The following is a 20,848-nucleotide window of genomic DNA, read 5'->3' as shown; positions in this document are numbered from 1 at the left end:
TAAATAATAAACCTTTTTAAGAAGTCTATATTATCTCTATACTTAAATAAAGACTGATAAAAGTGATTCTTAGCACCCAAATTAAATTATATTTTATAAAAACCAATAAAAATGTATCATAATATATAGAAACTCTTATAAAAAGTACTAATGAGCAATATAAAGTATAGAAAAGATATAGATGGATTAAGGGCTTTTGCGGTGTTATCCGTAGTTCTATTCCATCTAAATATAAGTTGGATTAAATCTGGCTTTCTTGGTGTAGATATATTTTTTGTAATTTCTGGATATTTAATTACAGCTATAATTCTTAGAGATCTACAAAACAATTGTTTTTCTATCAAAAACTTTTACCTAAGAAGAATTAGAAGAATTCTACCTGCATTAATAGTTGTCTTAATTTTCTCTACTTTTTTTGCATGGCTTATATTACTACCACAAGATTTAATAGACTACGCCGAATCACTTGTTAGTGCAATAGCATCCTTTTCTAATATCTATTTCTTTGTAAAACTTGATTTTGGTTACTTCGGTCAAAACTCGCAAATAATACCATTACTTCATACATGGTCTTTAGGTGTAGAAGAACAGTTTTATATGATCTGGCCATTAATCTTAATACTATTATTTAAACTAAGATTTTCAGCAAAAGTAAAACTTCTAGCCACTTCAATAATATTGCTAGTTATATCTTGCTTGATTTTCCTTTCTGGCGAATTTAATTTATATATTCTGAGCTCTGACAGATGGTATTACTTTCCAACTCATAGAGCATTCGAACTTTTATTTGGTTGCTGCTTAGCCATATACCTTAATAATTCAGCTACTTTAAACAATAACAAACTGACTCTTAATATACTCTCTGTAATAGGTGCTTTAATGATGATAGCACCTATATTTTTTATTAATGTGAGTTTCCCAAGTATTTGGACTATTACTGCATGTATTGGGGCGACTATTTATATATATTCTGGCGCAAATACTAATCATATACCTATTATAAATAGAATACTTTCTCTAAAACCTATTGTGGCTATAGGTCTTATCTCATATTCTTTATATTTATGGCATTGGCCTATTATTGCTTATGTTAACTATTTAAGTATCAATAAAACTGTCACTATATGTATCATAATTTTTACTATTAGTTTAGCCCTTGCTACATTAACGTATTTATTTGTAGAAAAACCCTTTAGACACAAATATAAGCTTAGCTTTACTAAAAGCTTTATACTACTATGGATAATGCCTCTAATTTTGGCTTGCTGCTTTTATATAGCCTCAACTAATGATAAATTTGGTTTTAACTCCTCAAATCTTATTGATCAAAATAAACTAACATATAACTATGGATTTAATAAAATCGATCAAAACAATTGTTTCCTTATGATTCAATCCTCTAGCTTCCAATCAAAACAACTCCCTAATAAGAATATCTGTTCAATAGGAAGTCCTAAAGCTAAAAATACTAATTTTCTGTTGGTAGGTGACTCTCATGCAAGATCTGAAATACCTATGATAACTACTTGGCTTGATAACATAAGCCAGAAAGCTTACGTTGTAACCCAAAAATCTACTCCATTCTTACCGACTTTCAAAAATGTTGTTGAATATGTTTCTGTTACTGATAGAAATAAGGCCATTGCTAATTTGATAAAATCAAAAAAATATAAATATGTTATTCTTGGTGGTGAATGGTCAAATGCACTATACTCTAGTTCGATTAACTCAATACAAGAATCCATTAAGTTAGTAATAGATAATGGTAGTATACCTATACTTATTTTAGATACTCCAACACTCAACACAGATGTCACTAATCTTTGTCCATTAGAAAAAAATAAACTACCATTTATTTTCGGAGATAATTCATGCAAATTAAATATCGAATTTGTCAAACAACAACAATTAGTATTTTTTAATCTTATTGAAAAACTTAAAAAAGAATTTCCTAAATTAGTAATTATAGATCCGAAAAAAGTACTCTGTAGTGACAAATACTGTGATATTGAAATAAATAATATCCCCATTTATGCTGATTCAAATCATCTTAACTATATAGGTTCAAAACTATTAGGAAAACAATATTTAAAAATGCATGGTAACCCGCTTGAATTTACCCAAAAACACTAATATACGGCATCATTTAATATATTTTTCGCACAAAACTCTTCTTGATAAATACATTTCTATTATATACTGTAAATATGCTAATAATTTATAACGAATAATATGATTAAAGCTAAGTCTTATATTGATACTTCCCCTTCTGTCTATGGCAGATTCGCAACATTAGCGGCAGAACATAAAGCCCTTAACTTTACTCAGGGAGCTCCTGCATTTGATACTCCTGAATGGTTAATTGATAGGGCTAACTTTCATATGCAACATGCAAAAAATCAATACTCCCCAATACCAGGTACTATTGCATTGCGTAATGCCATAATAACGAAAACTAAAAAATGCTATGATGCAGAGATAGGTATTGAAAATGTGGCTATTACAGCAGGAGCCCAAGAAGGCTTATTTACTTTAATATCTGCTTATATCGGACAAGGTGATGAAGTTATCATGTTTGATCCAGTTTTTGATACGTATGTTGGAGCTACAAAACTTAATCAAGGTAAATGCGTAAGGCTGAAACTACTAGCAGATGGTAGAATTGATATCCCAGCTATTGCAAATGCAATTACAGATAGAACAAAACTTATTATCTTAAACTCGCCTCATAATCCTATGGGTACTGTGATATCAGAAGATGAATTTAAGGAAATTGCTAAAATAGTTAAAAATAAAAATCTTTTAGTAATTTCTGATGAGGTTTATGAACATATTTACGCAGGTGAAAGCTTCACTAGTGCCATACAAATAGCTGAACTTAGAGATAAACTCATAGTTCTTCAATCCTTAGGCAAAACTTATAATGTTACTGGATGGCGTCAAGGTGTAGCTATTGCTCCAGCTGAAGTTATAAAAAATATCTTAGCAGTAAAGCAATTTGCAACCTTCTCAGCAGTGCATCCATTACAGTTAGCATTAGCAGAAGGTATAATTGAACACCCTGAGTATTATGAAGATCTCAATAAACTGTATAAAAAACAGAATCAGCTTTTAAGAGAAAATCTGGAAGGAACTAGGTTTAAAGTTCTTGAATGGCATGGCTCTCCATTCCAGATGTTAGACTATAGTGATATTAGTAATGAGTTTGATGAAGATTTTGCCTCTAATTTGATCAAAGAATATGGCATTGGCCTAGTTCCAATATCGTCATTATTTGAAAAACCACAAAATGGACTACTAAGACTTTGCTTCGCAAAAAAAGATGATGAGATAATTAAAGGCGCAAAAATTCTTGCAAAGATATAAAAGTTTTTACTTCTTTAATGACAAATACTAGTCGTACTTGATATTTCCTTCAATAATTTGTACTTCTGCCGAAGACCTCATAGAATTTCCATCTTTACCATATTTGATAGCCAAGCTGGTACTTGTGTCAGATATTTTCTTTATATTTATTTTAATGGTATCTCTCGGATCATTTGGGTTTATACCCTCTAAAGTTGCTGTTTCATTAGTCTTCTTGTTAACAACAAGATTATAAGGAGCACCGCTAGTAGAAGTATAAGTTTCCCCTGCTTTTATTGATTGATATGCAGAACTATAAACTTTGTCAAAACTATATGGCATATTTACAATGTAATAACCCTCTACATATTTTATACCATTATTATTTTCAACGGTTGAACAGCCGGTAACAAAAGCAAATACAAGTATAGATAATAGAGCATAATTTCTTAGTTTTATAATTTTCATAATTTCCTCATATAGGTATCAAAATAAATTAGGATTATTATGTTATTGTGCTATTTATTTGTCAACAAATTATATTTTGTATATAGCATTTTATTCTTAACGATTATGAAAAATATTGTTAAACTCTCAGAAGATACTCTAACTCCGAATAAGGAACATATATGTCAAGACTAAAAGTTAGCATAATTCAATCAGATATTATTTGGGATGATAAGCAAGCAAATTATAGAGCTATCGAGAATAAGATTGCAGATATTCATAAAGAAACTGATCTTGTTGTACTTTGTGAAATGTTTAACACTGGTTTTATAATGAATCCTACTAATGAGGCTAGCTCTGAAGAAGATATTATCAAATGGATGTATAATCAAGTAAAAGGTAAAAACTATGCAATTGTAGGTAGTGCTGCAACTTTTACAGAAAATAAAATTGCCAATAGACTTTACTTTGTAACTCCTGACAAGCAAGTTTTTACTTATGACAAGAATCATCTTTTCATACACGCTGGAGAAGATAAAAAATATACTAGCGGCAATAATCGTCAAATTATTAACTACAAAGGTTTCAACATATTGCTAACAGTGTGTTTTGATTTAAGATTCCCTGTATTTAATTGTAATAATAATGAATATGATGTACTACTAAATGTTGCTTGTTGGCCAGAATCTCGTCGTGAGCATTGGAAATCATTACTAAAAGCAAGAGCCATAGAAAATCAAGCCTATGTTATTGCATGCAATAGAGTCGGAAATGATCCTAGCTTTAGCTATTCTGGGGATAGTATGATTATTGACTATAATGGAGATGTTTTAGCTCATGACGAATATAAAGAAACTATACTAACAGCAACTTTAGATAAGAACAAACAACAAGAACATCGTGATAAGTTTAATTTTCTTGCATCACAAGATAAGTTTACTCTTCACCTCTAATCGACTTAGCAAGGTTTTGTAAAACAGCGTTGACGAATTTATATCCCTCTTCTGTCCCCATACTATAACAAATTTCAACATATTCTTTTATAATAACTTGATATGGATTTTCTAGACACTCTATCAATTCTGCTATAGCGACTTGAAGTACTGCATAATCAACATAATTTATAGACTCAACACCATTTTTTGAATTATCTTGTATATAGTTATTTATAGTATCTTGATTTTCTCTAACTGCATCCATTAATCTATAAAAAAGATCCCAGTCAGTATAGTGTCTCTCTGCATTATCTGCATAATATTGAGTTTTTAGTTCAGAAAATGTATGATCTGCAACCTTTTTTTGGTACAAAGCCTGCACAGTATATAAACGAGCGTTATTTCTAGCTCTAGCAGTAGTTTTCATAATTGTTATATAGATATAATTTATTAGGGAATTTTATGGTTCTAGATTATACATTATTAACAATAATATATATAGTTCTTATGAGTGATTAGTACTTTAAATTATAAGTTTTAGATATCATTATTATCCGATCTATTATAAAATGATTTTTGATTAAAACTACTTCTTGTAACTAGTGAAACTATTATAGAATTTAAGATTATATCTTTAATAGGAATAGTATTTATCCTTAACTCTTGCGTAAATAATACCAACCCTCAAGATGTTGGATTTGTAAAAACCCCCTACACTTCTGGTAATGTATCATTAACTCTAAAAAAAGGTGTAACTACAAAAGATGAAGTTATAAATGCTTTTGGCTCTCCTAATATAGTTACTCAAAATGCAAGTGGAGAATCTGTCTGGACATATCAAACAAATGCGACTGTTGAGAACGATGCTTCTAGAGATGGTTTTTTGACTCTACTGATAACCGATGAAAATACACAAGAATCAGGATTTATGCAATCACAAAAAACTATGACTATAATTATCATATTCAAGGGTAATATTGTCTCTAACTATAAATCATTATCAACTAACTTCTAGATGAGGCTTTTATAATATGCGTAAGAAATTTAGTCTTTTAGTTTACTTAGTTGTTTTAGCTTTATCAGGATGTATATCATCAGGACCACAACGACCAAATCTAACACCTCTACAAATCCAACTTATGCAAACAAAAGTTTTTAATGTTGATTTACGAACAGCTTTTGATGCTACAGTTACTGTTATGCAAAATCTAGGTTATATCATTCAAGATGCTAACTTCAACACTGGCATTATTACAGCTAAAAGTACTGAAAATGCTAATGGTTGGGGGCAATCTGAATATACTGAAGCTACAGCATTTATTCAACCTTATAGACAATCAACCAAAGACTCTAGCATTAGAATTAACTTTGTAGTTTATCAATCAACCCCTGATCCTAATCAAGGAGCTGCTCCAATAAACACTTCTTATGCTATCTTGGACCCTCAAGCATACGAAAATGCTTTTGCAAAAATCCAGCAACAAATCTTTGTACAAACAGGTATTTCTCCAGTATTAAGTCAACCTATTCAAAAAGTCTCTTAAATAGTTTTCTCTTTGAACTGTATTTTTGTCAAAAAATTTAGTTTAATACCTTACAAATTATCAATAAATGACTGAATCATGAATAAGTGGTGGCAAGAAATTGATCTAAAAGATATGAGTAAAGAGCAATGGGAATCGATTTGCGATAGATGTGGCCTTTGCTGTTTAAATAAGCTTCAAGATGATGAAACTGATGATGTCTACTATACAAAAGTTAGCTGTAAGCTTTTAGATATCGGAAAATGCCAATGCAGCATGTATGAAAAAAGAAAGCAGATTGTGCCTGACTGTATAAACCTAACATATAAACAACTTAAAAATCATGCCCATAAATGGCTACCTAATAGTTGTAGCTATAAGCTTTTACTACAAAATAAAGACCTACCTGACTGGCATCATTTAAACACGGGCTCAACTGATGAGATGCACAAACAAAAAAAATCTGCTAAGCATTTTGCTATTTCTGAATATGAGTTAGATGTTGATGAATATTTAGAAGACTTTATCATAAAAATAGATAACTGATTTTTAGTTTCTGATATATAATTCCTTACTCTTTACTAATTGGGCATTGTATGTCTGATTTATTCGAAATTAATCTTTTTTATGAAAAGATAATTAGTGATTATCTTAACAATGGGTTCTGCGTTATCGATAACTGGCTAACTAATGATGAAACTATTCAACTACGCAAAGAGCTTAATCATTTTTATGATGCTGATTGCTTTAAAAAATCCGCAATAGGTAATCGCTTGAATGAAAACTTAGAAAGATCAATACGTAATGACTTTATTTTTTGGTTAGATGAAACAAAACATGCCGCAACATTCTTTAAAAAGATAAATAGTTTTATTGACTACCTTAATAAAACGTGTTTTGCCGGAATTGTAACAAAGGAGTTTCACTACGCAGCTTATCCTAAAGGATCATTCTATAAAAAACATATCGATACCTTTCAAAATGATGATCGAAGAACGATATCTATAGTCTGCTATCTTAATGAAATTTGGAATGAATCTTTCGGTGGAGAGTTAAAACTATATCTTAATAATCAAACATTACAAATATTTCCAACTAATGGAAAAATAGTTCTCTTTGATAGCAAAACCATTGAACATGAAGTGTTGCCTGTACTTACGAAAAATAAAAGACTTAGCATTACTGGATGGTTAAAAACCAATTAAATCTTATACTTAACACACAAACTTCTTGACTAGTTTGTACTACCACGTAATACTATTTTTGCAAAAATAGTCTCATATACGTTATAATAATTTAATTTTTAAATTATAAATCTTAAATAATGAATAATCTTTTAAAGTCTAAATTACTTATAATTTTAGCTATTTTCTCTTATTTTCTATTTTTGAATTTTTGTCAACCATTGGCTATGGATGATTTTTGGCGTGCTATTAATGATACTCTAGTAAATGGTACTTTTTTTCATTTTCTAATCCAAGATTATACAGGCTGGACGGGTAGAATATCTGCTCAAGCTTTAGTATATGCACTATTTTCAAAAAAATACTTAACATTATCATTGCTAACTATAAATACTATAAGCTCAATATCCATGAGCTTATTTATAATATTTATCTTTAAAATTGTGACTAGAAACAAGTATAGTCTAGCATCAAAAGATTTTATTATATATTCATTCTTCTTTGCTTTAATGTTCACATGGACAGGTTTCATAGGTCAAGTAATATGGAAAACTGCTGCTATACAATACTTATGGGGATATACAATCCTTATTGTTTTGTATTATTATTTAATAATCGAAAATAAAAGCTTCTACTTAATTAGCTTGTTAGGAGGCCTATTTATAGGCCTATATAATGAGCAGTTTGTTGCAGTACTACTCTTATTTTGTTTAGCATACTTTATTGAAAGAAAAATAAATAACAAAATTATAAACAAAGGAGTTCTGTTTTTCTTGACAGGTCTTTTGATTGGAGGGGTTATCTTAATAGCCGCTCCAGGTAATTACGTTAGAATGGATCAAATGTCAAATGATCAAAGTATTTCTCTTCTAAGTCAACTTATTTATTTTATTCATATATTTAAATACAACTTATGGCCTCATACTCTAATTATAGCTTGGATATTCATACTATATTTTGCTCTCGCCATTAGCAACAAGAATAATAAAAAAATCAGTATAGTCATATACTCTTTAGCTCTAATCACAGTCATTTTTGTTATGGCTCCTTTAGCATATAGTTACGGCATACAGATTAGATTAATGCTAATTTATTACATAATATTTTTTATTGCAATGATGCAACAATTTTATGACAATCAGAGCATAGCAGTTACAACTATCTATAAAGCCTTCAAGAAAATTCATATCCTTTTTCTGATAGGTTTATTAATTATCATGGGAGTTATGGGAAGTGCATATTACTCAATTTACAAGTTTAATCAAAATAGACAAAAGCTTATTACAGAATTGCACAACAAAAATATAGAGAATATTACTATACCAACATTCGAGCTTCATGGAGAAGCTCAACCATATGGTATAACTTTTGAAGCGATAACATGTGATAGCAATAACACAAATAACCAAGCTTTCGCAGCATTCTATGGCTTTAAAACAGTTAAAGCTGAAGATTGTTAATTAATAAAATAAATCACTGCTCCGAGCACTACCAGCATAATAGCAAATAATGTTTGTAAGATTTTATCATTAAGTCTTTTTTTAAGTTTAGTAGCTATTAACATCGCAATTACACTGCCAATTATAAACATACCAGCCACATACCAACTCATATGCTCTTCTTCGTAATGCGATATAAACCCAGATATAGATACAACAAATATTACCAATAAAGAAGTATTTATAGCTCTTTTAATTGGCATAGCTGTTATAAATACCAACGCAGGCACTATCAAAAATCCACCACCAACTCCAAAGAATCCAGTCAAAGTACCAACGATTGCACCACTTACTAATAATGCGATAATACATTTTGGAGCGATACTCTCACATATTGATTTCTCAGCACCTGACATCACCTTAGCCTTTATCAAGCTCCAAATACCTATTGTAATCATAAGTATAGCGAAGCTAATCATTAACACCTTGTCTGATAAGCCTTGAGATACATAACTACCAATTGGAGCAAAAATAACTCCTGTAGTAATCATTATTGCAGCAGCTAAATAACTAATATCATGTTGCTTATAGTTAACTACAAGACCAAAAATAGCTGTAAAGCCTACTACAAGAAGAGAAATAGGAACCGCAGTATGAAAGTCTAAGCCTACACCATAAGTGAGTAATGGAACAGCTAATATAGATCCGCCACCACCAGTTAAGCCTAAAGCAATTCCACAAATAAATCCAAATATAATCAAAAACATATTACTCTTCTTCTATACCACATTTTAGGTTAGCTGGAACTGCGATATCTATATAATTTGGTGGAGGTAGTTTTAAATCATCCATTATCTTCGCGTACTCTTCTGGCGAGTTTACTTGTAGTCTTGGATTATTTCTTTTTTCCTCCGCAACACTACTACTAGTAACACCATTATAATCATGACCTGGATAAATAATTGTACTACCTGGTAAAGTCATAAGTTTAGTCATAATACTCTCATATGCAGCATAAGAATCACCATTTTGAAAATCAGTTCTACCCGAACCTCTAATTAGCAAAGTATCTCCAGTGAAAAGCATATTCTCTGTTATAAAACAGTAAGAGTCATCTGTATGGCCTGGTGTATATATTGCCTTAATCTGATAATTACCAAATGTTAGTATATCTCCATCAAATACTTTTTTAGTAGCACATTGAGCTGCACTCTCACCACCAAGTACTATATCACAGCCTGTTTCTTTTCTTAAAATACCCGCTGCTGTTACATGATCTGCATGAACATGCGTATCTACAGCATAAATCAATTTAAGATCAAGTTCTCTCAATAGTTTTAAATACTGTTGAACATTAAATCTTACAGGATCTATTATTATAGTTTCCCTAGTTTGCTCACAACCTAAAATATAAGTATAGGTATAAGTATCTCTATCAATTAGTTGTCTAAAAATCATAGTTCCTCCTAGATATATTATCTGTTCTAGTTTGTTTGAGTTATTGAAATACGACGTTCGCCTGTAATACGCTCAATAGTGCCATAATAATTGGAAATCATAGCATAACCACCTGCAATATTATAAACATCATAGCCATGATGTTGTAACATTAGAGTTACATTATATGATCTTTGACCTGACTGACAATGTACATATACCGGCTTAGTTTTATCAAGCTCTGACAATCTATTTCTAATCTCAGACATTGGTATATTTTTAGCACCTGCTAACATACCCTTAGATATCTCACCAAATTCTCTAACATCAATAATTTGAGCATTCTCAGCTAAAAGCTTTTCAACATCAGTAAATAGAACCTGTTTAAAATCTCCATTTAAAAGATTATTAGCAACATAACCAGTATGGTTAACTACATCTTTACCTGTTGAATATGGAGGAGCATAACATAACTCAAGATCTTGAAGATCTTCTACTGTCATACCCGCTTTGATAGCTGTTGCAAACACATCCGCCCTCTTATCAACTATACCTTTACCAATTGTCTGAGCACCTAGAAGTTTACCTGTGTTACTCTCAAACAATATTTTTGTAAATACATTTTGAGCATTAGGCATGATACTTACTCTATCAAATGGTGCTGTATATGCTACCTGATAATCGATATCTAAATTATGAAACTTAATCCAAGCTTCGTTTAAACCTGTTGCTGCGCCAGTATAGTCAAATATCTGAATGATTGATGAAGCAATATAGCCTTTGTTTACAATTTTTCTATCATTTATATGATCTGCAATTAAGCGACCTTGCTTATTAGCCGGTCCTGCTAACGGCAAATTAAAATCTTGACCTGTAAGAGCATTTTTAACCAATATAGCATCACCTGCTGCATAAATATCTTTATCTGATGTTTGATAATTCTCATTAACAAGTATATGGCCACTTTTAGCTAGCTCAATGCCTACATTTTTTAGAAATGCAGTATCTGGTGCCACACCAATAGCTAAAACCACCAAATCTGACTTAACTTCTTTACCTGATTCAAGCAGAACCTTATCAGATTCAAAACCAACTACTTTCTCAGATAGCATCAAGTTTATATCATGATCTAATAACTCTTTTTCTAGATACTTAACCATTTCATAATCAAACGGACGCATAATTTGGTTAGCCATCTCAACTATAGTTACATTAAAGCCTCTTTCTTTAAGATTTTCTGCAACCTCAATACCAATAAAGCCTGCTCCTATAACTGTCACGTCTTTGACAGATTTTTCACTATCAAAAACAGCTTTATGGATTTTTTTGACATCGACAACATTTCTTAATATGAAGTGATTGATTGTCTCAAGACCCTTAAAAGGAGGAACTATCGGCTTAGCACCTACAGCTAACACTAGCTTATCATAGCTTTCAGTATACTCTTCTCCAGTTGTGTGGTTTATAACAGTTAAAGTTTTATTTGATTTATCAACACTAACGACTTCCGAATTTGTACGAGCCTCAATATTATATCTTGTATCAAACTTTTCAGGCGTCATTAAGATTAATTTTTCAGCTGGTTCGATATGCCCACCTAAATGATAAGGTAGGCCACAGTTAGAAAATGATACGTGTGGTCCTTTTTCAAACATTACTATCTCTGCTTTATCATCAAGCCTTCTTAGTCTTGCAGCTGCTGATGCACCTGCAGCAACACCACCAACTATGAGATATTTTTTAGCCATTACTGAGCTCCTCTAGAAATATTATATAAAGTGTTATTTTCTTTTATTATATGGTAAAAATTCTAACATAACTGCTAAACCACATGTGCCTGTTAACCCAGCAAATAAAAGTCCTGCACCAAAGAATCCACTCAAAATCGCAAAATATTGTGATACTGTAAACGAAAGCACTACACCCAACAATACCATAAAACCAACTATTATCTGTACTTGACGCATTATTGGTAAAGGTTCCTTAACATTTTTTTTTGTAGGTTGCTTGTGTTGTTTCCAAGCATTCAAGCCACCTTCTAACAAATATACTGCTTTTGCATTTAGATCTTTTACTTTAGTTGCTGCCTGATTAGTTCTGTTACCAGACTGACAGTGAAGTACTACAATCTCATCAGGTTTAATATCTGCATCATATATTTCATCAACTGTTATATTTTCAGCACAATCAATACACTCTCTGTTATGTTCACCTGTTGTTCTGATATCTATTAATTTTACTTTTTCTTTTTTTTGTAATTCCAAAAAGTCCTTAACTGAAATATTTTTTACTTTACTCATATTTGCTCTCCTTTATATTATTAAGCTACTTCTAATTTAGTTATTACTAATATTTTATTCAAATTTTTTAATTGTTATCATCACCACAATATATGCCATATAACGCTTCTAATATTTTAGTTACTGCAGGGTCATTTAAACTATAAAAAACTGTTTGTGATTCTTTCCTAGTCTTAACAAGTCCCTCTTTCCTCAAAACAGACAAATGCTGAGAAAATGCTGACTGACTAAGATCAGAAAACTCCGCTAACTGCCCAACACTCATTTCATGTCTTAGTAATAAACAAAGTATCAAAAGTCTAGATTCATGAGATATTGCTCTTAATAAAGACGAAGCTTTACTTGCATTATCTTTCATTTGTATCAAATCCATAGTTATGATCAATGTTTGTTAATTTCTAACTACAAATATTAGCAAATCCTAATTTAGTAATCAATAATATAATTCAGTATATAGAAAATAATTAGCTTGATTTTTTCTTGGTAAAGAAAATACTACTTACGAAACTAATTACTATTATCAATACGATAATAAGTAAACCACTATTAAACTTATGCCATTCATTATGAATACTAGTATCATATAGCCATCTTGAATAAGGCGAAGATTGGTTAAAATAGTGCACAACTCTTGTTTCACCAATGATATATCCCGTCAATGGTTGTATAATCATTCCATTAAATAGATAAGCAAATGTTAGCACTAATGAATTAGCTAATGGTCTTATTGAAAACTCTTTGAACAGTAGCTGAATTTCTTGGAATGCTAGCATAGCTCCTCCACACCCAACACCATACAGAAAATTAAACAAGAAAGCCATTTCAAATCCAAAACTTCTATTTGGCCATCTTATATACATAATTAAACAAAGAAAAATGAGTGTAATCAAACTAAAACATATAGCTGTAAGTCTATTATTTTGGTATCTTGATACCAAAAATCCAGCAATAATTCCTCCTGTTGCAACTCCTATTGGTACCAAACCATTCATCATGATAGCTGTATCATGAGGTACACCAAACACCTTCATTTCATAGGTGACATTATATAGATCTGCAAATGTCAAAATTGATCCAAACAAACCTGTAAAGTAAAATGATGCTAACCAAAAATTTCGTTTTGAAAGAATACTCCATATTCTAGATATTACTGGTTGTTGTAGATCACTGTCACTCGTAGTTCTTGTCTTATGAGGTAACAAGATACTAAGACCAATAGTACAGATAATAAACATCACTGCAAGAATATCAAAAACATAAGTATATGAATATTGACTCAAAGCCTTACCTGCAAATAGTGCTAACATACCTGCAAAAATATTAGCAATACTCTGACTCAAGGATGAAAAAAATGCAAATTGATGATCTGAAAAATTAGTCTGCACAACATAAAGCACTCCTACAAATGTACACCCCAAACCCAAACCAAGCATTATCCTTGCAACTACCAGTAACTCAAATACAGTAGTGTGTGCAAACAAAAGTGCGCCCAAAGCAGATACAAATGCTGAACTACTAAGCAATAATTTAGGTGATATCTTATTTATTAATACCCCAGCACACACTTGAGAAATAGCAAATACTACAAAAAAAACTCCTGATAATATTGACAGATTAGTATCTGTCAAATGATTATCTAACCTTATTGATAATGCATATGTTCCGAACAAAACTGCTGAGAAAACACTCATTGTAAAAAACAACTCTGTAATAGCCCAACGCGTATAATTTATAGCTCTCATAGATATTCTCCTTAGGTACAAACCTACAAACCAATAATTAAAAATATGCCATCTACAAATAAGATACTACACTATTTATAATTATTGATTTAACGTTTTGTAATGTGAATTAGTTAATAATCGTAATTAATGAACTTTGCTTCCATATATATATGTAGCATCAATTAAACGATCATCTCCTAAAGAAATAACTGAGAATAAGTAGTCTTGAAGATTATATGCAGATTCAAGTCTATATTTAAGTAGAGAGTTATTGTCAGTATTGATAACTATAAAATCAGCTTCTTTACCTTTTTCTAAGCTGCCAATTTTATCGCCTAAACCTAGCGCTTTTGCACTACCTAGAGTAGAAGAGAACAGGCGTATCAAAGTTTCAAGTTTATAGGAATTTAATAATGCAGCCTTATAAGCATCATCCATTACACGAAGCATACTTAGAGTATTACCTGCTGCCCAGTCAGTAGCTAAAGTTAGCTTGATATCTTTTTCAATAGCCGTTTTGTAGTCAAAATGACCGCTGCCAAGGAAGTTATTACTAGTTGGGCAACTTGCTATAACAACACCTTGATCTTTCATTCTATTCCATTCACTATCTGACAAGTGGATACAATGTCCTAAAATAGTTTTATCCGTAATTAATGAATAGTTCTCATAAACATTTAGATAATCAGTAGCATTTGGATACATCGCTAAAGTATCTTTGATTTCATTTAAATTTTCGCTTAAATGTGTTTGTACATAAACATCTTTATGCGATTGCATGAACTCTTTGCATAAGTTAAGAGTTTCATCATCACAGCTAAGAGCAAATCTTGGGGTAAGAGCGTAACTAGCACGTCCTCTATTATGCCACTTATTACAAAGCTTCTCGGAGATTTTCATACTGGTTTGAGCATCTGTAATTATTTCTTTATTACCTTGAGTCATAATAGTATTTCCAAGAATTACTCTCATATTATATTTTTGAGCTATTTCAAAAACTATATCTGTGCCGTCATAAGCACTTGGAGCGTATCCACATATAGTTGTAGTTCCACTCTTAAATAATTCTTTGAAAAGTATATCAAACTCCTTATGAGCCAAAGAGCTACTGTTAAAACTAGCTTCACTTGGAAAAATATATCCATCTAACCACTCTAAAAGCTTTTCCCCATAGGCACCTACAGCTTTTGTTTGAGTTGTATGCATATGTGTATCGATAAGCCCTGGCATAATTAATTTACCAGAGTAGTCTATCAACTTATCATTATCACCTATGTTAATCTTATGAAAATCGTTAACCTCAGTTATCAAACCATCTTCTACAACAACTGCACCATCTCTTAGAAATGTATAGTCTTTTGAATCAGAAAATAAGTTGTCAACCTTATGACCTAATAGTGACTGAAGCGTTGCGTTTTTGTTGAATGTAAAGATACTTGCACGATATATTGTTTTCATAATTATTATCCTCTTGTTGATTTATCGTTATTTAAACTAAATAAATCCATTCGGGTCAATTGAGGATTATATAACCAGCAGATAAGCACCGGGCCTAATTGAATTATCTAACCAAATAGACAAACACTGTGATTATATTTATATGAAATTGAGAAGTCAATTATTTTAATAAAAATTTTTAGATTTCTTATTAGCAATAAGTACTAATCTCACCTTTATCAACTACCTTTGAAATATTGTAACTATTATCAAATATAACCAAGTTCGCTATATATCCGGACTTTATCTTCCCTAATAAATTCCCTAAATTAATCGATTCTGCTGCATAAGTAGACGCCATTCTTAGTGCCTCATCAAGAGGTATAAAAGTATTCTCAACTGTATTTTTAACCGCACCCATCATTGTCAAAGCAGATCCACCCAAAGTCCCATCAGCTGTAGTTAGCTTACCATTTTTGTGATAGACAACCGCGCCCTCAAAGACAAATTCTTCCATATCTGTACCTGCCGGAGCTGCTGCATCTGTTACAAGAATTAATTTCTCTTTGAGTAACTTCTTAGCAACTTCTAATGATGAATAATCTAAGTGAAACCCATCAGCGATGATTCCAGCATATACATTTGATGAGTTTAGGACCGCACCTATAGCACCAGGATTTCTACCTTGATATCCACTCATAGCATTATATAAATGTGTTGCCATGGTTATACCTGATTCAATGCCATTAAATGCTTCTTCATAAGTTGCATTTGTATGACCTAAAGAAACAGTTATTCCAGCATTAGCTAGTTTCTTGATAGTAGATGAATCACAAACTTCTGGAGCCAAGGTCAGAATTTTCACACAATCAGCGTATTCTATTATTGTATCTATAATTTTAGAATCAGGTCCTCTAACATGATCAATATTATGAACCCCTTTTTTAGTTCTGCTAATATAGGGACCCTCAAGATGAAGACACGGAATATTATATTGATATTTATCTTTATAATCCCTCACCAATTTCAATGCTTTTAAGATATTTTCATCAGAAGTTGTAATCAATGTTGGCAGCACTGTTGTTGCCCCATATTTCTTTGAAGACTCAAATATGCCTTTTAGACAATCCTCACTGACATCATCATTTAGAAGAAACCCTCCAAAACCATTTACTTGCAGGTCAATGAATCCTGGTGCAATATTCTCACCTTTTAAGTCTATAATTTCATAATCTGAATAATCCTTTATATTAGAATTATGGATTATATCTTGAATAGTTTGGCCATTCATAACAATAGAATGATTATCCAATATTTCTAGTCCACTATATATTTTACAATTTGTGAGGATTTTCATCTACTTCTCCCTATATCTAATAAAAAACATTTGCTCAATAGCAATAAAATAACTGAACCATTTTCTTATACAATCTCTAAAAGACTTTCCTAAACTCTTCGGCATAATAAACCTTCTGATCTTTTAACTGATCCAATTTATTCGATAAATCTAACACCATAAAAACATCTTCGGGCACATCATATTCACACTTTATTTTATATGTTATAGTAGGCTTAAAACCAAATTTTGGATAATAACTAGGGTGCCCTAAAACAAATATTGCATCAATACTATTTACTCTAGCCTCTTTTATCATCATTTCTATAAGCTTAGTACCTATCCCCTTATGTTGATATTCAGGTGCGACAGACATTGGAGCCAATCCATATATTTTTAGATTAGTAGATTTTTCCGTTGTCATTTTTGAAAGAATTGCTTGACCTATTATATTGCCGTTATCAGTCTCAGCAACTAAAGATATTAAACTTTGATGGTCAGTATGTAAAAGTCTAACTAATCTCTCTTCATCTTTGGTATCAAATGCTTCAGATATTAGGTTATATATCTGTTCTTGATCCTTTAAAGTTTCATATCTTATTTTTACGTGCATACCCTAATCTCCAATAACTAGATCACGCGTTGAACGAATTTCTAAATTTAGAAATTTACCAGATTTTTTAAACTTACCAAATACTGCAAACTTTGCTCTCTTACCTTTATCAAAATCAAGATACTTAATCTGACTAGGTACCACAAATATTGAAAACCTAGAGCCTTGATCTGCCTTAAAAAACAATTTTTTACTTTCTCCAATATCAGATAATGTAATCCCCGCGATACCATAGATCAAGCAGTGTTTGTTGTTAAGTACATTAGTATCGATAGAATCTAAATCAAGGATATTAATAGTTAAAATATCTTGTCTTGAATACTCTCTAATACGATTTTCCGTAAGTTGCTGCTTCTTTTGTGGCATCAGATTAAGCTCTTCTTCTTTGTTAAGCTTGCCATCATTCTCTAGTTTAGTAACAAGATTTATACATTTTTCTAAATTCTTATTTACTAAAAAATTCAACTTACTCATGTCTTTTTTTGAATCACTTAAAACTAATTCTTTAATTTTTTCATCTTGAATTGGCTTAGCAACCCTCGGACAGAGCTCATCATGTTTTTGGTCTGCCACAAAAGCAAAGTATGGTTCTTGATCAGCTTTACGTACTATTTTTAGTTTAGCTTTGCCACAATCTGGACAAAAAATATTATCAAAATGGAGTTTGCTGTTATACTCACTAGCTTTTATGAACCCTCTTTTATATCTAGCTGTTTTCACTTTTTATCCCTAAATCTTTTCAAAAAGAATATCTGATATTGGATGATCGAGGTTCTGACCTCGCTTTTCAAATTTTGTCAAAGGTCGCCATTCTGGTCGCGGTGCGAATCCATCATATAGATTTTTGTATTTATCATCATTTTCAAGAAGTTCTAAAACTTCCTCTGCGTATGGTAACCAATCACTAGCATAGTGAAACACACCACCTGTTTTGAGTTTTTTAGCAAATAAATCAACATTTGATTGATTCACTAATCTTCGTTTATTATGCTTTTTCTTATGCCATGGATCTGGAAAATATATCTGCATTCCTGACAAAGAATCATCAGATATCATATTTTCTAATATTTCTACAGCATCATGACTCATAACTAAAAGATTAGATATATTTTGATGCTCAATTTCATAGAGAATATTACCAACTCCTGCTTTGTGAACTTCAATCCCTAAATAATTTTTTTTAGGATTTTCTAGAGCCATTTGCACCAATGATCCACCCATTCCAAAACCTATCTCTAATACTACATCATTAGAATTTTTAAAGATTTCAGAGAAGTCTAAACTTTTATTTTGATCATATTCAACCATATATTTAGATGTATAATCATCAAGTGCTTGTTGCTGCTTTTTTGTCACTCTGCCAGCTCTTTGGACATAACTTTTTATCTGGCGTAAATTTTCTTTAGAATTATCACTCATTTTTCTAGATTTATTGCAATTTTATTACTACTATTCTATCGCAAGTAAAACAAAAATAAGAGTATAACTGTGCTAATCTTTTTTACAATTCTAGCTTTACAAGTAAGTTGTCTTGTATTACCTGGTCCTGACTTCTTTGTAACTATAAGCAACTCTATCAAATTTGGACATAGATCAGGAATATATACCGCATTTGGCGTTGCTAGTGGAATTCTTCTAAATACTTTTATAGTCTACTGGTTTGGTTCATTCCTCCTTTATAAACAGCCATTACTGTTCAAAGCATTAATACTTCTAGGTGTCATTTATCTTGCGTACATAGCATATAACTTATACAAGAATATTTTTACAAAACAACAATTAAACCCTAATGCAAATGAGCATATAAAAAACCTTGATAATTTTGATAAGCCCACTAACATTAAACTTTTCTTAAACGGTGCTTTTACAAATCTTGCTAATGCTAAGGTACTGGTTTTCTTTAGCTCGATGCTTAGTTTAGTTGCTCAACTTCCAAGCTTTGGCAAAATTGCTGTCTGGATTGCTATAGCTCTAAGTACATTTATTTGGTTCGCAATTGTTGCTACTTTCTTTGGTAATAATAAACTTAGGCAAGTGTTCTTTAGAAACATCAAAAAAATTGAATTTGTGTCTGCTATTTTTATAACTATTTTTGTAGTAATTATATTAATTGAGCTTTTTTAGAATAGAACTTTACTCCAACCTAACTTTTCTCTTAGAGTATCATAGTAATTATAATCTTTAGTATGCAAGACAGTGACTTTCTTCTGCGCTTTTTGAATAGTTACTTTCTGATGTGATCTTAAAATAGTATCATGTCTACCATCAATGCTTAAAACAGGTTCTGGATCATTGTAATCTGTTATGTAAATATCTATAACACTTGTATCTGATATAACCAAAGGTCTACTATTTAATGAATGAGAACATACTGGCACCAAAACCACACTACTTTGATTAGGATTCAAAATAGGTCCACCGGCTGACATTGCATGTGCTGTTGAGCCTGTTGGTGTAGCAACAATAAGTCCATCACCTCTTTGATCAAAAGCATATCGACCATCTATATATACCTTCAAACCAAACATCAACCCCCTACTAGAGGTTATAGCAATTTCATTTAATGCGATAGACGCCTCTAGAGGTGCACGTAAATTATCATCAACACGACATTTCAGCATACTCATTTTGGTAACTGAACTGTCCCCTTTTAATATAGCATCAAGGTCTCTTCTTAAGGCATTATTATCTGCAGCAAGAGTTGTTAAAAAGCCAAGCTTACCCTTATTTACACCAATAACAGGAATATTGCTATATAATGCTAAAACCCTAGATGCTTTAAGAAAATTACCATCTCCACCAACAACGATAGCAACATCACATACCAAAGCTATCTCTTTTAAGCTTGCGGTTGTAATATTTTCCAAAGTCGTATCAGATGCAGTTTCATCCTCTACCACCACATCTAGATTTTGTTGCTGTAAATAAGCATATAGGATCTCTACTGTTTGACTTACTTCTTCTTTATAATGCTTACCGATAATAGCAACTCTACTATATTTATAGATCATACTCATATATTTAAACTGACATTAACTGTGATTATACCAAAATACCTACTAGCACCGAAAATCTTTAACCCAATATTTATAATACTAATAGGTTAACGTACAATAGCCATCAAATAT

The 20,848-nt window shown here is 31.3% G+C and carries 23 protein-coding genes; 9 read left to right on the top strand and 14 right to left on the bottom strand.

Features of this window, described 5'->3' with window-relative positions:
• Positions 1-150 precede the first annotated feature (150 nt).
• Both F0R75_RS01530 and F0R75_RS01525 read left to right on the top strand, forming a co-directional pair.
• Positions 151-2,133 carry an acyltransferase family protein gene (locus tag F0R75_RS01530; protein ID WP_149368595.1) on the top strand — a complete coding sequence of 661 codons (1,983 nt, stop codon included), beginning with the start codon at positions 151-153 and terminating at the stop codon, positions 2,131-2,133.
• Positions 2,134-2,232: 99 nt separating this feature from the next.
• Positions 2,233-3,366: an aminotransferase class I/II-fold pyridoxal phosphate-dependent enzyme gene (locus tag F0R75_RS01525; protein ID WP_149368596.1), complete on the top strand. Its 1,134-nt coding sequence runs from the start codon at positions 2,233-2,235 to the stop codon at positions 3,364-3,366.
• Positions 3,367-3,393: 27 nt separating this feature from the next.
• Here the strand turns inward: F0R75_RS01525 and F0R75_RS01520 are convergent, their stop codons facing one another.
• Positions 3,394-3,813: a DUF3568 family protein gene (locus F0R75_RS01520; protein WP_013922705.1), complete on the bottom strand. Its 420-nt coding sequence runs from the start codon at positions 3,811-3,813 to the stop codon at positions 3,394-3,396.
• A 161-nt stretch (positions 3,814-3,974) separates the two neighbouring features.
• Between F0R75_RS01520 and F0R75_RS01515 the strand changes: the two genes are divergently transcribed.
• Positions 3,975-4,745 carry an amidohydrolase gene (locus F0R75_RS01515; protein ID WP_149368597.1) on the top strand — a complete coding sequence of 257 codons (771 nt, stop codon included), beginning with the start codon at positions 3,975-3,977 and terminating at the stop codon, positions 4,743-4,745.
• Here the strand turns inward: F0R75_RS01515 and nusB are convergent.
• Positions 4,729-5,154, bottom strand: a complete 426-nt coding sequence (gene nusB / locus F0R75_RS01510) for a transcription antitermination factor NusB (protein ID WP_146420664.1) — start codon at positions 5,152-5,154, stop codon at positions 4,729-4,731. The genes F0R75_RS01515 and nusB overlap by 17 nt on opposite strands.
• Positions 5,155-5,340: 186 nt before the next feature.
• On the opposite strand from nusB, the gene F0R75_RS10315 reads away from it, so the two are divergent.
• From F0R75_RS10315 to F0R75_RS01485, 5 genes are all read left to right on the top strand, one after another.
• Positions 5,341-5,742 (top strand): hypothetical protein, encoded by a 402-nt coding sequence (locus F0R75_RS10315; protein WP_149369208.1) that lies wholly within the window; start codon positions 5,341-5,343, stop codon positions 5,740-5,742.
• Positions 5,743-5,758: 16 nt separating this feature from the next.
• Positions 5,759-6,271, top strand: coding sequence for a hypothetical protein (locus F0R75_RS01500; protein WP_146420666.1), 513 nt, complete (start codon positions 5,759-5,761; stop codon positions 6,269-6,271).
• 78 nt (positions 6,272-6,349) lie between these two features.
• The gene (locus F0R75_RS01495) at positions 6,350-6,796 is read left to right on the top strand and encodes a YcgN family cysteine cluster protein (protein ID WP_146420667.1); all 447 of its coding nucleotides are present in this window, start codon (positions 6,350-6,352) and stop codon (positions 6,794-6,796) included.
• Positions 6,797-6,846: 50 nt separating this feature from the next.
• A complete protein-coding gene (locus tag F0R75_RS01490) occupies positions 6,847-7,455 on the top strand; it encodes a 2OG-Fe(II) oxygenase (protein ID WP_149368598.1) in 609 nt (202 codons plus the stop codon).
• A 119-nt stretch (positions 7,456-7,574) separates the two neighbouring features.
• Entirely contained in the window at positions 7,575-8,894 is a 1,320-nt protein-coding gene (locus F0R75_RS01485; protein ID WP_223144626.1) for a DUF6056 family protein, read from the top strand.
• Here the strand turns inward: F0R75_RS01485 and F0R75_RS01480 are convergent.
• The 11 genes from F0R75_RS01480 to trmB form a co-directional block, all read right to left on the bottom strand.
• Positions 8,891-9,640, bottom strand: coding sequence for a sulfite exporter TauE/SafE family protein (locus F0R75_RS01480; RefSeq protein ID WP_149368599.1), 750 nt, complete (start codon positions 9,638-9,640; stop codon positions 8,891-8,893). The two genes, F0R75_RS01485 and F0R75_RS01480, sit on opposite strands and share 4 nt — an antisense overlap.
• A gap of 1 nt (position 9,641) precedes the next feature.
• Entirely contained in the window at positions 9,642-10,331 is a 690-nt protein-coding gene (locus F0R75_RS01475; protein ID WP_012280662.1) for an MBL fold metallo-hydrolase, read from the bottom strand.
• A 26-nt stretch (positions 10,332-10,357) separates the two neighbouring features.
• Positions 10,358-12,058: an FAD-dependent oxidoreductase gene (locus F0R75_RS01470; protein ID WP_149368600.1), complete on the bottom strand. Its 1,701-nt coding sequence runs from the start codon at positions 12,056-12,058 to the stop codon at positions 10,358-10,360.
• Between the two features lie 33 nt (positions 12,059-12,091).
• Positions 12,092-12,610: a rhodanese-like domain-containing protein gene (locus F0R75_RS01465; RefSeq protein ID WP_013922693.1), complete on the bottom strand. Its 519-nt coding sequence runs from the start codon at positions 12,608-12,610 to the stop codon at positions 12,092-12,094.
• Positions 12,611-12,677: 67 nt separating this feature from the next.
• Positions 12,678-12,983: an ArsR/SmtB family transcription factor gene (locus F0R75_RS01460; protein ID WP_041263685.1), complete on the bottom strand. Its 306-nt coding sequence runs from the start codon at positions 12,981-12,983 to the stop codon at positions 12,678-12,680.
• Positions 12,984-13,074: 91 nt separating this feature from the next.
• The gene (locus F0R75_RS01455; RefSeq protein ID WP_146420671.1) at positions 13,075-14,352 is read right to left on the bottom strand and encodes an MFS transporter; all 1,278 of its coding nucleotides are present in this window, start codon (positions 14,350-14,352) and stop codon (positions 13,075-13,077) included.
• A gap of 126 nt (positions 14,353-14,478) precedes the next feature.
• Positions 14,479-15,792: a guanine deaminase gene (gene guaD, locus F0R75_RS01450; RefSeq protein ID WP_149368601.1), complete on the bottom strand. Its 1,314-nt coding sequence runs from the start codon at positions 15,790-15,792 to the stop codon at positions 14,479-14,481.
• Between the two features lie 190 nt (positions 15,793-15,982).
• Complete coding sequence (gene nagA / locus F0R75_RS01445) at positions 15,983-17,128, bottom strand: N-acetylglucosamine-6-phosphate deacetylase (protein WP_149377178.1); 1,146 nt, start codon at positions 17,126-17,128, stop codon at positions 15,983-15,985.
• 76 nt (positions 17,129-17,204) lie between these two features.
• Positions 17,205-17,720, bottom strand: coding sequence for a GNAT family N-acetyltransferase (locus F0R75_RS01440; protein ID WP_149368603.1), 516 nt, complete (start codon positions 17,718-17,720; stop codon positions 17,205-17,207).
• A 3-nt stretch (positions 17,721-17,723) separates the two neighbouring features.
• Complete coding sequence (locus F0R75_RS01435) at positions 17,724-18,440, bottom strand: hypothetical protein (protein WP_149368604.1); 717 nt, start codon at positions 18,438-18,440, stop codon at positions 17,724-17,726.
• Positions 18,441-18,449: 9 nt separating this feature from the next.
• Positions 18,450-19,139 (bottom strand): tRNA (guanosine(46)-N7)-methyltransferase TrmB, encoded by a 690-nt coding sequence (gene trmB / locus F0R75_RS01430; RefSeq protein ID WP_146420676.1) that lies wholly within the window; start codon positions 19,137-19,139, stop codon positions 18,450-18,452.
• A 69-nt stretch (positions 19,140-19,208) separates the two neighbouring features.
• Between trmB and F0R75_RS01425 the strand changes: the two genes are divergently transcribed.
• On the top strand, positions 19,209-19,844 hold the full coding sequence (locus F0R75_RS01425; RefSeq protein WP_149368605.1) for a LysE family translocator: 636 nt from the start codon (positions 19,209-19,211) through the stop codon (positions 19,842-19,844).
• Here F0R75_RS01425 and F0R75_RS01420 read toward each other — a convergent pair.
• Positions 19,841-20,731: an NAD(+)/NADH kinase gene (locus F0R75_RS01420; RefSeq protein WP_041263912.1), complete on the bottom strand. Its 891-nt coding sequence runs from the start codon at positions 20,729-20,731 to the stop codon at positions 19,841-19,843. The genes F0R75_RS01425 and F0R75_RS01420 overlap by 4 nt on opposite strands.
• Between the last annotated feature and the right edge of the window lie 117 nt (positions 20,732-20,848).

The organism is Francisella marina (assembly GCF_008369785.1).
In the GTDB taxonomy this organism is placed as follows: Bacteria; Pseudomonadota; Gammaproteobacteria; order Francisellales; family Francisellaceae; genus Francisella; species Francisella salimarina.
Note: the sequence above shows the minus strand (reverse complement) of the source record. Positions and strands in the feature narration are given on the sequence as shown.

What these genes read in the sequence shown, in the direction of transcription:
- guaD (WP_149368601.1), bottom strand. Translation starts at nt 15,792, where the DNA reads ATGAAAACAATATATCGTGCAAGTATCTTTACATTCAACAAAAACGCA.
- F0R75_RS01515 (WP_149368597.1), top strand. Translation starts at nt 3,975, where the DNA reads ATGTCAAGACTAAAAGTTAGCATAATTCAATCAGATATTATTTGGGAT.
- F0R75_RS01500 (WP_146420666.1), top strand. Translation starts at nt 5,759, where the DNA reads ATGCGTAAGAAATTTAGTCTTTTAGTTTACTTAGTTGTTTTAGCTTTA.
- F0R75_RS01495 (WP_146420667.1), top strand. Translation starts at nt 6,350, where the DNA reads ATGAATAAGTGGTGGCAAGAAATTGATCTAAAAGATATGAGTAAAGAG.
- F0R75_RS01485 (WP_223144626.1), top strand. Translation starts at nt 7,575, where the DNA reads ATGAATAATCTTTTAAAGTCTAAATTACTTATAATTTTAGCTATTTTC.
- nusB (WP_146420664.1), bottom strand. Translation starts at nt 5,154, where the DNA reads ATGAAAACTACTGCTAGAGCTAGAAATAACGCTCGTTTATATACTGTG.
- F0R75_RS01420 (WP_041263912.1), bottom strand. Translation starts at nt 20,731, where the DNA reads ATGATCTATAAATATAGTAGAGTTGCTATTATCGGTAAGCATTATAAA.
- F0R75_RS01480 (WP_149368599.1), bottom strand. Translation starts at nt 9,640, where the DNA reads ATGTTTTTGATTATATTTGGATTTATTTGTGGAATTGCTTTAGGCTTA.
- F0R75_RS01460 (WP_041263685.1), bottom strand. Translation starts at nt 12,983, where the DNA reads ATGGATTTGATACAAATGAAAGATAATGCAAGTAAAGCTTCGTCTTTA.
- F0R75_RS01475 (WP_012280662.1), bottom strand. Translation starts at nt 10,331, where the DNA reads ATGATTTTTAGACAACTAATTGATAGAGATACTTATACCTATACTTAT.
- F0R75_RS01530 (WP_149368595.1), top strand. Translation starts at nt 151, where the DNA reads ATGAGCAATATAAAGTATAGAAAAGATATAGATGGATTAAGGGCTTTT.
- F0R75_RS01440 (WP_149368603.1), bottom strand. Translation starts at nt 17,720, where the DNA reads ATGCACGTAAAAATAAGATATGAAACTTTAAAGGATCAAGAACAGATA.
- F0R75_RS01525 (WP_149368596.1), top strand. Translation starts at nt 2,233, where the DNA reads ATGATTAAAGCTAAGTCTTATATTGATACTTCCCCTTCTGTCTATGGC.
- F0R75_RS01490 (WP_149368598.1), top strand. Translation starts at nt 6,847, where the DNA reads ATGTCTGATTTATTCGAAATTAATCTTTTTTATGAAAAGATAATTAGT.
- nagA (WP_149377178.1), bottom strand. Translation starts at nt 17,128, where the DNA reads ATGAAAATCCTCACAAATTGTAAAATATATAGTGGACTAGAAATATTG.
- F0R75_RS01455 (WP_146420671.1), bottom strand. Translation starts at nt 14,352, where the DNA reads ATGAGAGCTATAAATTATACGCGTTGGGCTATTACAGAGTTGTTTTTT.
- F0R75_RS01520 (WP_013922705.1), bottom strand. Translation starts at nt 3,813, where the DNA reads ATGAAAATTATAAAACTAAGAAATTATGCTCTATTATCTATACTTGTA.
- F0R75_RS01465 (WP_013922693.1), bottom strand. Translation starts at nt 12,610, where the DNA reads ATGAGTAAAGTAAAAAATATTTCAGTTAAGGACTTTTTGGAATTACAA.
- trmB (WP_146420676.1), bottom strand. Translation starts at nt 19,139, where the DNA reads ATGAGTGATAATTCTAAAGAAAATTTACGCCAGATAAAAAGTTATGTC.
- F0R75_RS01470 (WP_149368600.1), bottom strand. Translation starts at nt 12,058, where the DNA reads ATGGCTAAAAAATATCTCATAGTTGGTGGTGTTGCTGCAGGTGCATCA.